The sequence below is a fragment of the Streptomyces sp. NPDC049837 genome, assembly GCF_040674455.1.
Taxonomy (GTDB): domain Bacteria; phylum Actinomycetota; class Actinomycetes; order Streptomycetales; family Streptomycetaceae; genus Streptomyces.
Window position 1 is genome coordinate 485,345 of record NZ_JBFAMP010000006.1, and the last position, 13,823, is coordinate 499,167.

At 71.4% G+C, this 13,823-nt stretch carries 10 protein-coding genes; 1 reads left to right on the plus strand and 9 read right to left on the minus strand.

The annotated features are described in order from the left end of the window. A complete protein-coding gene (locus AB0J57_RS20020; RefSeq protein WP_366129544.1) occupies nt 1-1,056 on the plus strand; it encodes a M48 family metallopeptidase in 1,056 nt (351 codons plus the stop codon). Between the two features lie 124 nt (nt 1,057-1,180). Here the strand turns inward: AB0J57_RS20020 and AB0J57_RS20025 are convergent, their stop codons facing one another. The 9 genes from AB0J57_RS20025 to AB0J57_RS20065 all read right to left on the minus strand — a co-directional run bounded on the left by AB0J57_RS20025 (nt 1,181) and on the right by AB0J57_RS20065 (nt 13,789). Continuing rightward, complete coding sequence (locus AB0J57_RS20025; RefSeq protein ID WP_366129545.1) at nt 1,181-2,284, minus strand: hypothetical protein; 1,104 nt, start codon at nt 2,282-2,284, stop codon at nt 1,181-1,183. A gap of 116 nt (nt 2,285-2,400) precedes the next feature. Next, nucleotides 2,401-2,979, minus strand: coding sequence for a hypothetical protein (locus tag AB0J57_RS20030; RefSeq protein WP_366129546.1), 579 nt, complete (start codon nt 2,977-2,979; stop codon nt 2,401-2,403). A 71-nt stretch (nt 2,980-3,050) separates the two neighbouring features. Further along, complete coding sequence (locus AB0J57_RS20035) at nt 3,051-4,379, minus strand: glutamate-5-semialdehyde dehydrogenase (protein ID WP_366129547.1); 1,329 nt, start codon at nt 4,377-4,379, stop codon at nt 3,051-3,053. Between the two features lie 72 nt (nt 4,380-4,451). After that, complete coding sequence (locus tag AB0J57_RS20040; protein WP_366129548.1) at nt 4,452-4,952, minus strand: hypothetical protein; 501 nt, start codon at nt 4,950-4,952, stop codon at nt 4,452-4,454. Between the two features lie 142 nt (nt 4,953-5,094). After that, nucleotides 5,095-6,225: a glutamate 5-kinase gene (gene proB / locus AB0J57_RS20045; RefSeq protein WP_366129549.1), complete on the minus strand. Its 1,131-nt coding sequence runs from the start codon at nt 6,223-6,225 to the stop codon at nt 5,095-5,097. Between the two features lie 111 nt (nt 6,226-6,336). Continuing rightward, nucleotides 6,337-7,530 (minus strand): glycosyltransferase family 2 protein, encoded by a 1,194-nt coding sequence (locus tag AB0J57_RS20050; protein ID WP_366129550.1) that lies wholly within the window; start codon nt 7,528-7,530, stop codon nt 6,337-6,339. A gap of 199 nt (nt 7,531-7,729) precedes the next feature. Beyond that, nucleotides 7,730-9,895: a hypothetical protein gene (locus AB0J57_RS20055; protein ID WP_366129551.1), complete on the minus strand. Its 2,166-nt coding sequence runs from the start codon at nt 9,893-9,895 to the stop codon at nt 7,730-7,732. Between the two features lie 210 nt (nt 9,896-10,105). Then, nucleotides 10,106-11,605, minus strand: coding sequence for a bifunctional cytidylyltransferase/SDR family oxidoreductase (locus tag AB0J57_RS20060; RefSeq protein ID WP_366129552.1), 1,500 nt, complete (start codon nt 11,603-11,605; stop codon nt 10,106-10,108). A 165-nt stretch (nt 11,606-11,770) separates the two neighbouring features. Then, a complete protein-coding gene (locus AB0J57_RS20065; protein WP_366129553.1) occupies nt 11,771-13,789 on the minus strand; it encodes a glycosyltransferase family 4 protein in 2,019 nt (672 codons plus the stop codon). Between the last annotated feature and the right edge of the window lie 34 nt (nt 13,790-13,823).

The following is a 13,823-nucleotide window of genomic DNA, read 5'->3' on the forward strand; positions in this document are numbered from 1 at the left end:
ATGACCGACAGCACCGACAGCAGTCACGAGAACGTGCCGAGCAGGCAGCGCAGGCGGTTCCCGGGGATTTCGTCCCGGGCCTACGAGCACCCGGCGGACCGCTCCGCGCTCGTCGCCCTGCGCAAGCTCAGCGGCTTCGACACCGTCTTCAAGGCGCTGAGCGGGCTGCTGCCGGAGCGCAGCCTGCGGCTGCTCTTCCTGTCCGACTCGGTGCGGGTGAGCGACGCCCAGTTCGCGCACCTCAACACCATGCTGCGGGACGCCTGTTACATCCTGGACCTGGAGAAGGTCCCGGCGATGTACGTCACCCAGGACCCGAAGCCCAACGCCATGTGCATCGGCCTGGACGAGCCGATCATCGTCGTCACCACCGGGCTGGTGGAGCTGCTGGACGAGGAGGAGATGCGGGCCGTCGTCGGGCACGAGGTGGGCCACGCCCTGTCGGGCCACGCCGTGTACCGCACGGTTCTGCTGTTCCTCACCAACCTGGCGATGAAGGTCGCCTGGATCCCTCTCGGGAACGTCGCGATCATGGCGATCGTGACGGCGCTGCGCGAGTGGTTCCGCAAGTCGGAGCTGTCGGCGGACCGGGCGGGGCTGCTGGTGGGCCAGGACCTGAAGGCGTCGATGCGCGGACTGATGAAGATCGCCGGCGGCAACCACCTGCACGAGATGAACGTGGACGCGTTCCTGGAGCAGGCGGAGGAGTACGAGGCCGGGGGCGACCTCCGCGACTCGGTGCTCAAGATCCTGAACGTGCTGCCCCGCTCCCACCCGTTCACCACGGTGCGGGCCGCCGAGCTGAAGAAGTGGGCCGAGAGCCGCGACTACCAGCGGATCATGGACGGCCACTACCCGCGCCGCTCGGAGGACAAGGACACCTCGGTCACGGATGCCTTCCGCGAGTCGGCCTCCCACTACGCCGACTCGGTGCGCGGCAGCAAGGATCCCCTGATGAAGCTGGTCGGTGACATAGCCGGCGGCGCGGGCGACCTGGGCGGCAAGCTGCGCGACAGGTTCGCGGGCAGCAACGGAAACGGACGCGGCACGGACTGAGGCGGCTCCCTGTGCGTGGGGGCGGTGACAGGCGGCGCCAGCCGGCCCTTGGTACGGCCCCCTGCCGTCGCCCGCCGCGTCAGGGCGTGGGACCGGGGGCCAAGGGACACACCGCCCCGTCGCGTCAGCCTGCGGGAAGGGAGGGCTGGGCGGCCGGGGACAGGGCGCCGCAGAGGGTGGGGGTGGTGTGGGTGCCGGTGGCGTAGGGGTCGGTGACCGCGGGGCCCGAGGGGGCGGCGCGGTGGCCGGCGGGCAGGGGGTGCAGGGAGCCGGACGGGTCGGCCGCGCACGACTGGGGGCCGGCCTGCACGCGGCTGGTCAGCAGCTCCGCCCGGTGCATCCGCAGGTCCTCGCGGTCGAAGCGGAAGGCCAGCTCGCGGCGGACGGTGAACAGCGAGGCGGCGGCGTCGGCGTCCGCCCCGGCCGGGCGTACCGCGTAGACGAACGTGTGGTCCGAGGTGACCTCCAGGACGTCGGGCGCCACCTCGGTCACCCGCATCGTGCCCCGTACGCGCGCGGCGGTGGGGTCGGCCAGGGCCACCTCGGCCGTGTCGAAGCGCACCAGCCAGCCCGTCGCGGCGTGCCGCCCGTCGTCGGCCGGGGACTCCACGCTCCGGTCGAACTGCTCGAGCTGGTCGGGATCGAGCAGCAGCCGCACCTGTCGCACGGCGGCCCCGGTCAGGACGTCCGGGTCGAGCGAGGACTGCACCAGGTAGTCCTTCACGGTGCTCAGCGCGGCCACCACCTGGCTCTCGGAGAAGTGGGCGGTGCGCTTCGCGGCCGGGAGGGGGATGCCGGCGGCGCCCGAGCGGAACTGGGCGGCGGGGCTGTGGGCGTACAGGGCGTCGGGCTCGCCGCCCGGGACGGCGCCCTGCGGGGCCAGCGGGACGACCGTGCTCCGCAGCGGCTCGGCGCGCCGGTCGGTCAGCGGCTGGTAGGTGGTGCGGGCGCTGAGGTAGACCACGGCGGCGAAGGCCACCGCGAGGACCAGCACGAGCACCAGTGCGCCGTGCCGGGGGCCGGGGCGGGGGCCCCTGGGCGTACGGCTCCACAGGGGGCGGCTGCGCACGGCCTGGGTGGGCTCGCCCATGCGCTCCCGCGCGGAGTACTCCTGGAGGCGGGCAGCGCGGACGAACGACTCGTCGAAGACGACGGATCGGTACTCGTCCTCACCACCGCCGGGAAGCCCCTCGGGCGTCCCCTCAGGCGGGTCGCCACGCCCTGCCATACCTTCAGGGTAGGTCGGCGGAGGCCACGGTAAACGCGCTGGTGCGCGGGGACTTGCGGGTGCGGGCAGGGGGTGCGCGCAGGGGTGCGCGCAGGGGGTGCGCCCAGGGGCTCCGCTCAGGGGTTGCGCGGCACCGCCGGCACGGGCGGGGCGCCGTACTGGGCGGAGGCGGACGGAGCGGTGGTGGCCGGTGTCGGGGGTGGCGTGTCGATGCCGCTGGTCGCCGGTGCCGGCACCGGCCCGCCACGGCCGCCGGAGGCGCCCCGGTAGACGGCCGTGAAGGCGAGGGCGACCATGCCGACGCCCATCACCACCGCCAGGATCCAGGCCACCGGCCGGTACCAGCGCGAGCTGGGCCTGTACGGGCGCAGCGTGCCGCCGTGCGCCCCGTAGGGGTCCCCATCGTGGTCGGGTCCCGGCCCGCCGCCGTACCCGTACCCGGCCCCGTACGGCTCGTCGTCGTACGGCTCGTCGTCGGCCGCTCCGCCGCCCGTGCCGGAGCGGGCGGCCTCGGCGTCCGCGCGCGCCTGGGCGGCGGCCAACAGCCGCTCCACGGCGGTGGGTTCATGGATCGTGGCGGCCCGTACGAAGTCCTCGTCGAACACCACGGAGGCGAAGTCCTCGTCCGCGCCTCCGCGGTCGTCGTCGGGCTCCCAGCCGTCCGGGAACGGCCTGCCCCCCACGTCGTCCGGCACGCCTTCAGGGTAGACCGGGGAGGTGGTTTTGGGCAGGGAGAGTACGAACTCCACCACCGCCGAGGCGGCGCCTACCGGGTGTGGCCGTCGCCCGTGACGATGTACTTCGTCGACGTCAGCTCCGGCAGCCCCATCGGGCCCCGGGCGTGGAGCTTCTGCGTCGAGATGCCGATCTCGGCGCCGAAGCCGAACTGGCCGCCGTCGGTGAACCGCGTGGAGGCGTTGACCGCGACGGTCGTGGAGTCGACGAGCTGCGTGAAGCGGCGGGCGGCCGCCTGGGAGGTGGTGACGATCGCCTCGGTGTGGCCCGAGGTCCAGAGCCGGATGTGCGCCACGGCGGCGTCCAGCGAGTCGACGACGGCGGCGGCGATGTCGTACGAGAGGTACTCGGTCTCCCAGTCCTCGGCCGTGGCCGCCACGACGGTGGCCTTGGAGCCGTCCGCGTACGTCTGCACCCGCTCGTCGCCGTGGACGGTGACGCCCGCCTCGGCGAGGGCGTCCAGGGCGCGCGGAAGGAAGGCGTCGGCGATGTCGCGGTGGACGAGGAGCGTCTCGGCGGCGTTGCAGACGCTGGGCCGCTGCGCCTTGGAGTTGATCAGGATGTCGACGGCCATGTCCAGGTCGGCCTGGGCGTCGACGTACACGTGGCAGTTGCCGGTGCCGGTCTCGATGACCGGGACGGTGGACTCCTCGACGACCGTACGGATCAGGGAGGCGCCGCCGCGCGGGATGAGGACGTCGACCAGGCCACGGGCGCGCATCAGCTCGCGCACCGAGTCGCGGGACTCGCCCGGCACGAGCTGCACGGCGTCCGCCGGGAGGCCCGCGCCGCCGACCGCGTCGCGCAGGACGCGCACGAGGGCGGTGTTGGAGGAGTACGCGGAGGAGGAGCCGCGCAGCAGCACGGCGTTGCCGGACTTCAGGCACAGGGCGGCGGCGTCGACCGTCACATTGGGCCGGGCCTCGTAGATGATCCCGACGACACCGAGCGGGACGCGGACCTGCCGCAGGTCGATGCCGTTGGGGAGGGTGGAGCCGCGGACGACCTCGCCGACCGGGTCGGGCAGCGCGGCCACGTCCCGGACGTCGGCGGCGATGGCCCGCACCCGCTCGGGGGTGAGCGTCAGCCGGTCGATGATCGACTCGCTGGTGCCGGCCTCCCTGGCGCGGGCGACGTCCTCGGCGTTGGCCTCGACGATCTCGCTCGTACGGACCTCCAGCGCGTCCGCGATCGCCAGCAGCGCGTCGTCCTTGGCCGCGCGCGGGAGTGGCGCGATTTCGGCGGCGGCGGCGCGGGCCCGGTAGGCGGCGCGGACGACCGGGGTCATGTCGTCGTACGGCGTGACGGACGGCGAGCCTGACGGGGTGCTGGCGGAAGCGGAGGAGTGCGACGAGGTCATACTCGCAGCGTAATGCGCTCCCGACGGGCATCCATCACATATCCCGCTCTGCGAGACGGCGACACCGGCGGATCAGTACGGGTGTACGCCCACGGGGGCGGCGGGCGGCGGGCCGTAGCCCTCCGCGATCCGCAGGTGGTACGTCTCGCGGTCGATGACCTCCAGGCCGACGATCTCCCAGGGCGGCAGCCCCGCGCTCTGCCGGTGCTCGCCCCACAGGCGGAGCGCCACGGCGGCGGCGTCGTGCAGGTCGCGGGCCTCTTCCCAGTACCGGATCTCGGCGTGATTATTGGCGTACCGGCTGGTCAGCAGGAACGGGTGATCGTGCGCGAGCTGCTCCAGGGCCCGTCTGACGTCCTTCAGCGGGGCCTCCTGGCCCGAGACGCTGAGGGTGATGTGCCACAGCTTGGACACCGGGCGGTCCGGGGTGCGCCGCTCCGGTTGGCTTCCCGACTGCCGGCCCGTGGCGCCGTCGTCGAGGACGGTTTCGTCGAAGTCGGCCCCGGCCTCGACACTCGTCAAGGCGCGTTCGGCCGTCCCTCGGGGCAGAGCCCCTGGGCGCGCTCGTCTCACCGGCGGCCTCCTGTTAGTGCGTCGTGGTGCTGTCACCCCGCTTACCCCTGAGACAAAGTTGACCAGTCCTGCGCGGAACGTGGGGCGGTTTTGGTGAAGGTCTCTGGCGGATGGCGGGACTTTCAGCCGTTCTGGGACGGGTCTAGGGCTGGAGGACGACGAGATCGTCCCTGTGTACGACCTCCCTCTCGTATGCCGGACCCAGTTCCTTCGCCAGCTCCCTGGTGGACCGCCCCAGGAGCTGGGGGATCTCCTTGGAGTCGAAGTTGACCAGCCCCCGCGCGACGGCCCGGCCGGAGGCGTCGCGCAGCTCGACGGGGTCCCCGGCGCCGAACTCGCCCTCGACGGCCGCGATGCCCGCCGGCAGCAGGGACTTCTTGCCCGCGACGACCGCCCGCACCGCGCCGTCGTCCAGGATCAGCGCCCCCTGCGGGGTGGAGGCGTGGGCGAGCCACAGCAGCCGGTCGGCCGAGCGGCGGCCGGTGCGGCGGAAGTACGTGCCGGTGTCCCGGCCCGCGAGGGCGTCGGCGGCGCGGCTGGCCGAGGTCAGGACGACCGGGATGCCGGCGGCCGCCGCGATGCGGGCCGCCTCGACCTTGGTGACCATGCCCCCGGTGCCGACGCCGGCCTTGCCCGCCGAGCCGATCTCGACGCCCTCCAGGTCGGCCGGACCGCGCACCTCCGCGATGCGCGAGGTGCCGGGCTTGGACGGGTCACCGTCGTACAGCCCGTCCACGTCGGAGAGGAGCACCAGCAGGTCGGCCCGCACCAGGTGGGCCACGAGCGCGGCGAGCCGGTCGTTGTCGCCGAACCGGATCTCGTCCGTGGCGACCGTGTCGTTCTCGTTGACGACCGGCACGGCGCCCATGGCGAGGAGCTGGTCGAGCGTCCGGTAGGCGTTGCGGTAGTGGGCGCGGCGGCTGGTGTCGTCGGTGGTGAGGAGCACCTGGCCGACGCGTACGCCGTAGCGGGCGAAGGAGGCGGTGTAGCGGGCGACGAGCAGGCCCTGCCCGACGCTGGCGGCGGCCTGCTGGCGGGCGAGGTCCTTGGGGCGGCGGGCGAGGCCGAGCGGCGCGAGCCCGGCGGCGATGGCGCCGGAGGAGACCAGGACGATCTCCTTCTCGCCGCCGCTGCGGACCTTGGCGAGTACGTCGACGAGCGCGTCGACGCGGTCGGCGTCGAGGCCGCCCGAGGCGGTGGTGAGGGAGGAGGAGCCGACCTTGACGACGATCCTGCGGGCTTCCGTTACGTACTGCCTTGCCACTGCTGTCACGTGGGAAATCTATGCCAGGAGCGGCGTTCGGCGCGCGCGCATTCCAGCCGATGGACATGCCCATGGACAGGCCGATGGACATGCGGCTGGACACCCACGGGACACCCGGGATCAGGCCCCCGCCGCCCGCATGCGCCTGACCCGCCGCAGCACCGGTCCCGCCACCAGCCCCGCCAGGCGCCGCGCCCGGCGCCGGGTGACGGTGAACGGGCCGGGTGCGCCGCGCACCTCGTAGGCGGTGTCCGGCAGGCCCACCGCCGGGTCCCGGAAGTACGGGTACGCCAGGTACTCGCGTCCCCGCCGGCGCACCCGCTGCGGCTGCTCGCCCGCCTGGAGGAAGGCGACGATGTCCAGCAGGGCATCGGGCCGGTCCATCGCCACGCACGTCAGGCGCAGCCGGTCCTCGGTCCTGAGACGGTCCGCCACGCCGGGTGTCCAGTACGCGGCCATCAGCGGCGCGGCGAGCTTCATCTTGGCGAGCAGGATGTCGCGGGGCTGCCGGAGGATGACGGGGCCGAACTGGTTCAGCAGGGTGACCGTGAACGGCCTCATCATCAGCAGGTCGCGCCGCTCCCCCGGCGGCTCGTGCTCGGCGATGAGCTCCATCAGGGCCTTGGCCGAGTCGAAGCGGGGCACGTAACCACCGGTCTTCGTCAGGTGTTTGCCGTCCTCGCGGCCCACCAGGTAGTAGCAGGTGTAGTCGGCGACCACCGACACCCCGCTTCCGCGCAGGTACGCCTCCAGCGTGAACAGCGCGTCCTCACCGGTCGTCAGCGACTCGTCGAACCGCATGCCGTGCCTGACGAGCAGGTCGCGCCGGAACAGCTTCTGGGCGCTGAGCGTGTACTTGACGTTGGAGCGGTGGATGTCGGCGCGTTCGACGGTCCGATTCCACATCGACTTGGCGGCGTTGCGGTTGACGCCGACGGTCTTGCCGAGCACCACGTCCGTCCCGGCCTTGTCGGCCATGGCGACGAGACGTTCCAGCGCCTCCTCGCCGAAGTAGTCGTCGGCGTCGAGGAAGAAGACGAACCGTCCCCGGGCGAGGGCGAGTCCGGTGTTGCGCGGGGCGCCGGCGCCGCCGGAGTTGGCCTGCCGCACCACGCGCGTGGGGACCTTGGAGCGGGCGGCGAACTCCTCCAGGTACTCCCCGGTTCCGTCGGTCGAACCGTCGTCGACGGCGACGATCTCGATGCGGTCGGCGCCGATCGTCTGCGCCTCGACCGATTCCAGACACTTCACCAGGTACGGCATAGCGTCGTAGGCCCCGATGATCACGCTGACATCGGGAGTGTTCTCAGTCATCGGCACCCACTGGATTCCTTACCTGGCGGTAAGCGGCAAACGGACGAAGTTCGTCCGTCATGGTGCCCTTCGGGCGTTTCCGGGGCGTGACGGCACGCACAGCGGCCCGTAAGTCCGCCTCGTACGAGGGACTTACGGGCCGCGGTGTGTACGTCCGGCTTTACGCCGGGGTGCTTTACGCCGGTGGCACCGGCACGGGTCAGTGCGCGACCGTGGCCTCCTCGGCGCTCTCCTGGGTGCTCGACACGCCCTTCTCCGCCACCGTGTCGAGAGCGGCGCCCAGCGGCTCGGCGCCGGCGCCGTCGGCCTCCTGGTCGAGTTCGCCGATCCGCTGGCCGGCCAGCCGCTGCGCCACGCCGTTGTTGCGGGCCTCCGCCTTGGCGGCCAGCGCGCGCACGGCGGCGTTGAACTGCTCGATGGACGTGGGCTCGTCGGGGCCCAGCAGGTACCGCTTGAGCGACTTCCGCTCGTCCGCGAGCCGGTCGGCGGCCGGGTCGGCCACGGCGGCGAGCAGCTCGTCCAGCTCGGCGGCGCTGTTGGAGAGGATCACCGCGGCGCGGACGGCGGTGTTCTGGCGCTTGAACTCGTCGGCGCCCAGCTCGGCGGAGTCCGTCACCGCGTACGGCTTGCCGCTCGCGATGAAGTCGGAGACCACACTCGAAATGTCGGAGACCATGCCGTCGGCCTCGTTGAAGCAGTCGTACAGCTTGGGCTCGGGGCCCGTGACGACCTTGTGCTCCCACCAGCCGAAGGAGCGCCAGTACGCGTCGTTCCACTCGGCCCGGAGCCGCTTGATCTCGGCGAGGCGCTGCGGGTCGGCGAGCGAGACGCGCGACTCCTCGGCCTCGTCGCCGCCCTTGCGGCCGGGGCGGGTGAGGTCGGCGAGGCGGGCCTCGATACGGGCCAGTTCGGCACGGGCCTCGGCCTGGGACGGCTGGGCTGCGGCGGCCTCCTTCGCCCAGCGCGGGTCGGCGGCGCGCTCGGCGTTGGCGGCGGCGACCATCTTCTGGAGGCGCTCGTCGACGGCCTTGGCCTTCTTGTTGACGAGTCCGGTGAAGGGGTGCGGCTTGTAGATCACCCGGACCGGCCGCGGGGCGTTCAGCAGCCGCTTCATGATGTTCTCGCCGGCCAGCAGCAGGGAGGTGTTGCCGGGGTTGTTGTCCCAGCCCTCCCAGGTGGGGGCGTACAGGACGGTGGGGATCGGGTTCCTGGGCGCGCCCGTCCAGGTCTTGATCGGCGCGAGCTGCGGGCGGCCCACCTCGACGATGTCGTCGTCGCGGACGCCGACGTCGGCGAGCGCGTACCGGTCGCGGCCGGCCCGGCCTGCGGTCCACACCTCGTCGTACACCTTGGAGAACGGGTTGACGCTGGCGAGCTTGTCGCTGTCGCCGTGGCCGATGAAGACGTGCTTCATGGTCGGGACGCGCAGCATGTGGATGTTCTTGCCGACGTTGGCGGGGTACAGCGTGACGCGGATCGACGACATGTCCATGGCCATCAGGTGCTGGCCGCCGGGGACGCACAGGATCGGCACGGACGTGGGCGGAAGCTTCTTCACCAGACCGCGCTCGCGCATGATGATCAGCGGTCGGCCGTCGATCTGCTCCATCGTCTCCAGCCACATGTTGACCTGGTACGCGGAGTCCTCGCCGCCCGAGAAGTACAGGGCGACGGTCGGCTGGTACTCGCGCAGCCAGGTGCCGACGGCCTTGAGGACGGCGCCCGCGGCCGGCACGCGGCGCTTGCGGCGCAGGTACGGGACGAGGGCCGCGGTGTAGAGCAGGCCGAGGGCGAGGGTCGCCGCGACGCCCGCGTACCCGATGACGTTCAGCCCGGTGGCGACCGCGACGATCACGCCCGCCATGGCGGGGATGTCGAGGTGCAGCATCTTCTCGCCGGAGCGGCTGAGCAGCGCCTGCGGCGGGGCGTCGGGGATGCGAACGGCGTTGAGGTCGATGTTGCGGGTGACCACCGGCATGGTCCGGCGCAGCCGGATGAGGGTGGCGAGGGCGCCCTGCGGGGCCTGGAGGCCGTAGAAGAGCAGGAAGCAGGCGACCGCCGCGTAGAACACGGGCTGTTCGGCGAGGCCTTCGCGAGCGAGCAGCAGGATCAGCAGGAGCTGGCGCAGCAGGAAGCGGATCGGCAGCCCGGCCCTGACCTTGCTCAGCCGGTTGATCAGGTAACTGTTCTTCTGGTGCAGATACCAGTCGGCGACGTAGGTCACGGCACCGGCGGCCGCGAAGAACCAGAGGTTCGGGATGAGGGCGGCGAGCATGACGCACGGATATCCCAGTCCCATGAGGACTGCCGCGGCGAGCTCTGACGCACTGCCCACACGTGCCAGGCGAATGGCGGTCGAAATCACGAAGAACCTGCTCCAGAGGGGGTGCCGGTTTTTTCACATGGACAAAACTCTTGTGAAGGCGAGCAATTCACGAACCGACTTCACGAACGGACTTCACAAACTGACTTCACGGTCTGCTTTACGAGACTCTTACGAATCGAGTCTTACGAACTCGGGCCTCTGCATTCGCACAAAGCGACACAGAGGCCCGAAGAGCACATCTGGTGAGTATTACACATCTTCCTGTCGGTCCAGCACGGAGGCCAGGGCCTGCTCGAAGCCCGACGCCTCGCTCGCCCCACGGGTGGGGTCCTGCTGCCGTACGTCGATGACATGGCCGGTGAGCTCGGAGAGCAGCACGTCCAGCGAGGTCCGGGCCACGGCCTCGGAGGACAGCAGCGATCCGGCGGGCTCCTGGCCGAATGCCTTCGTACGCATCGGTGTGGCGGTGCGCTCGGGGTTGACGCAATTCACCCTGATTCCATCGCCGGCCCATTCGTCGGCGAGGGCCTGGGTGAGATTCACCATGGCGGCCTTGGTGGACGAGTAAAGGCTGTACTCGGCGCGGCCGCGGGTGTAGCTGGAGGAGGTGTAGAGCAGGAGCTGGCCCTTGGTTTCGACCAGGTATTTGTATGCGGCCCGGGCGATCTGCACGGGCGCGAGGTAATTGACGTTCAGCGCTTCCTGAATGGTCGCGTTGTCGGTCTCGGCGAGCTTGCCGATACGCAGCACGCCCGCCGTGTTGATGACGTAGTCGATACGGCCGCTCTCCGCGTACGCCTTGGCGAGGGCCTCCTCGACGTGCTCGGGGTTCTCGACGTGCGTGCCGGTGGTGGAGCGGCCCAGCGCGTACACCGTGGCACCGTACCGCTCGGCGAGGGCGGCGATGTCGGCGCCGATGCCGTACGAGCCGCCGAAGACGACGAGGGTCTTGCCGGACAGCAGCTCGCGGTAGGCGGCCTCGTCGGCCTGGCGCGGGGCGGCGGTGGAGGCGAGCTGGAACAGCTTGTCGGCGATGAAGACGTCGACGGGCTGGGTGACCTTCATGTTGTACTCGTCGCCCGCGACGACGTAGATCGGCACGTCCGGCAGGTACTTCAGGACCACGCTGCAGTCGTCGGTGGCCTGGAAGTTCGGGTCACCGGCCGCGATCTCGTACGCCCGCTTGATCGTGGACAGCTTGAACGCCTGCGGGGTCTGGCCGCGGCGCAGCCGGGAGCGGTCGGGGACGTCGGTGATGAACTCGCCGTCCTCGCCGTGGGTGCGGGTCACGATGATCGTGTCCGCGGAGGGGATGGCGACGTCGACGGCCTGGTAGCGGTCGAGGGCGTCGACACAGTCCTTGATCACGCGCTGTGACAGAAGCGGACGCACCGCGTCATGGAAGAGGACGTTGAGGTCCTCCCCCTCGGCGAGGCCCTCGCCGAGGGCCTGGATGGCGCGCTCGGTGGTCTCGTTGCGAGTGGCGCCGCCCTCGATGACACGGGTGACCTTGGTGAGCCCCGCCTTGGCGATGATCTTCTCGACATCGGGCACGAAACCCGGCGCCATCAGCACGATCACGTCGTCGACGCACTCCGCCTGTTCGAAGATCGTCAGCGTGTGCTCGATGACCGCCTTGCCCGCGATCTTCAGCAGTTGCTTCGGGATCGCGAGCCCCACGCGCTGGCCGGTACCGCCGGCGAGCACGACTGCTGTGGTGCGGGGCTTGGCTTCATGCGGCGCTGACACAGAACGACCTACCTTGCGACGACTGGGGGACGGGCTGATGGTCGCACTCTCCGTGACCGTCTCGCAAGGCGGACATCGGGCCCCCCACACCCCCGCGACACCTCGTGTTCACCGTGTGGCCAGGGAGAGCGGACGAGTGCCGCGACGGTGCTCCGGTGACCGACATCACGCGGTCCGCTTGTCGACGACGTTGAGGACGAGCTCGTTGGCGGCGCTGTAGAAGACCTTGATCACGACCCGTTCCCGCGGCTTGCCCGCCAGTTGCCGGACGACGGCGCGCGCCAGCCCGAGGGGCTGCTTCTTGCACAGCTCGACCGGGGGGTACGGGAAGAGGGAGCCCTTCTCCACGACGTCGTCGAGGATGCGCGCGAGCCGGACCGGCTGGGCCTCCGGGGCGGGCCGGAGCCACAGGTCCCACACATCGTGTGGGTCCTGCTGACGGGCGGCGGGGGCGGTGCAGGAGAAGGTGAACCGGAAACCGTCGTTGCCGTGCCTGCTCCCCGGGAAGGCCAGCTCCAGCGGTGCCTTCCCGCGCCGCCGCAGCAGCAGAACCGGTTCGCCGCCTGCTCGGGCCGCGCCGTACAACCGCGCGGACAGGGTGACCGTCCCGTCCTCGATCCGGACGTCGCCGACCTCGGCGTGGACGGGGCGCACCCAGGAGCGGAGGTGCAGAGCACCGCTCCTTGTATACGGAACGAGCTGCCGGACCGGTTCGCCGGCGCGCTGCCGCCCCGCCGCGCGCATCGCGCCGCGCTGGTCGATCGCGCGGGTGGCGAGCGGTACGCGCCCGCCGTCGCCGGGCAGTTCCACGTGTACGGGGTGGACGCCCTCGGCGAACGGCGTGCCGGCGGGGACCGTCGCGGTGCCGTGCCCGTCGAAGGGGAAGCCATGGTCCTCGACCACCAGGCGGGCGCCCTTACGCGGGGTGAGCAGGGTCACGGTCAGAGTGCCGTCGTCGGCCGCGACGCAGTCCGCGAGGGTGTCCGTCACGGGGGCGGGGGCGGGCTCCGAGTGGTGGCCGGCGCGGTGGGTGGCGGCCGCGCCGAGCTCGGCGAACAGCTCCTCGTACTGCTTGGCCACCGGGCCCGGGTCGAAACGGCGGCCGTTGACGAGGGCGGCGGCGCCCATGCGGCGGCGCAGCTCCGGGTCGTCGATGAGCCGGAGCAGCGCGGCGGCGATGGCGTCGACGTCACCGACGGGTACGAGGAGGCCGTCCTCGCCGTCCTTGATGATCTCGCGGGGGCCGTAGTCGCAGTCGGTGGACACCACGGGCAGGCCGCAGCGCATCGCCTCGACGAGCGTCATGCCGAAGGACTCGTGGCGGGACGTGGACACGGCTATCGCGCCCTTGACCCACTCGGGCTCGATGGGGGAACGCGGGCCCATGAGGTGGACGCTGTTGTAGAGGCCCAGTTGATCGATCTTCTTGCGGAGCCGGTCCTTCTGGTTGCCCCAGCCGCAGATGCGCAGCGTCCACTCGGGGCGCTGGGCGACGACCTTGGCGAACGCCTCGATGAGCACGTGGTACTGCTTCTCGGAGGCCAGCCGGCCGGCCGCCATGATCGTGGTGCCCGAGGTGTCGGAGGGCGCCACGACCGGCTCGGGCACGCTGTTGGGGATGGCCAGCACGCGGGTGTCGGGCAGCGGCATCCGGGCGCGCCAGGAGGCGGCGTCGCCTTCGGAGACGGTGACGAACGCGTCGAGCTTCGTCAGGAACCCGGCCATCTCGGCCCGCAGGTCGGGCTTGTGGTGGTTGTGCGTCATGTGCTCCTGGCCGATGAGCACGGCGCCCTCGGGCGCGAACGCGGCGACGTACGCGACGAGTCCGGGCCGGGTGCCTATGACGACGTCGGCGTCGGAGCCGGCCCCGGCGTAGTGGGCGCGGACGCGCTCGTCGGTGAGGCGGCTGTACTCCTTGTACCGCGCCTCGTTCTTCGGGAAGTGCTCGGCGGGCTGGAGGTGCCGCTCGTGCTTCTTCTCGTTGGCCGGGGAGGAGGGGCGGGTGTCGACGAGCGGTACGACGGTGATGCGGGGGTCGATCGCGAAGAGCGGCTCGTCCCGGTGCCGGAACACGGAGACGATCTCCACCTCATGCCGTCCGGCGAGCTCTTCCGCGAGGTTCAGCGTGGTGCGGATGGTGCCGCCGATGCCGTAGATGGTGTGGATGAGGAAGGAGACCTTCATCAACGCTCCGTTCAAGTCAGCCGGGGCACCTGCG

What these genes read in the sequence shown, in the direction of transcription:
- AB0J57_RS20020 (WP_366129544.1), top strand. Translation starts at nt 1, where the DNA reads ATGACCGACAGCACCGACAGCAGTCACGAGAACGTGCCGAGCAGGCAG.
- AB0J57_RS20025 (WP_366129545.1), bottom strand. Translation starts at nt 2,284, where the DNA reads ATGGCAGGGCGTGGCGACCCGCCTGAGGGGACGCCCGAGGGGCTTCCC.
- AB0J57_RS20035 (WP_366129547.1), bottom strand. Translation starts at nt 4,379, where the DNA reads ATGACCTCGTCGCACTCCTCCGCTTCCGCCAGCACCCCGTCAGGCTCG.
- AB0J57_RS20050 (WP_366129550.1), bottom strand. Translation starts at nt 7,530, where the DNA reads ATGACTGAGAACACTCCCGATGTCAGCGTGATCATCGGGGCCTACGAC.
- AB0J57_RS20065 (WP_366129553.1), bottom strand. Translation starts at nt 13,789, where the DNA reads ATGAAGGTCTCCTTCCTCATCCACACCATCTACGGCATCGGCGGCACC.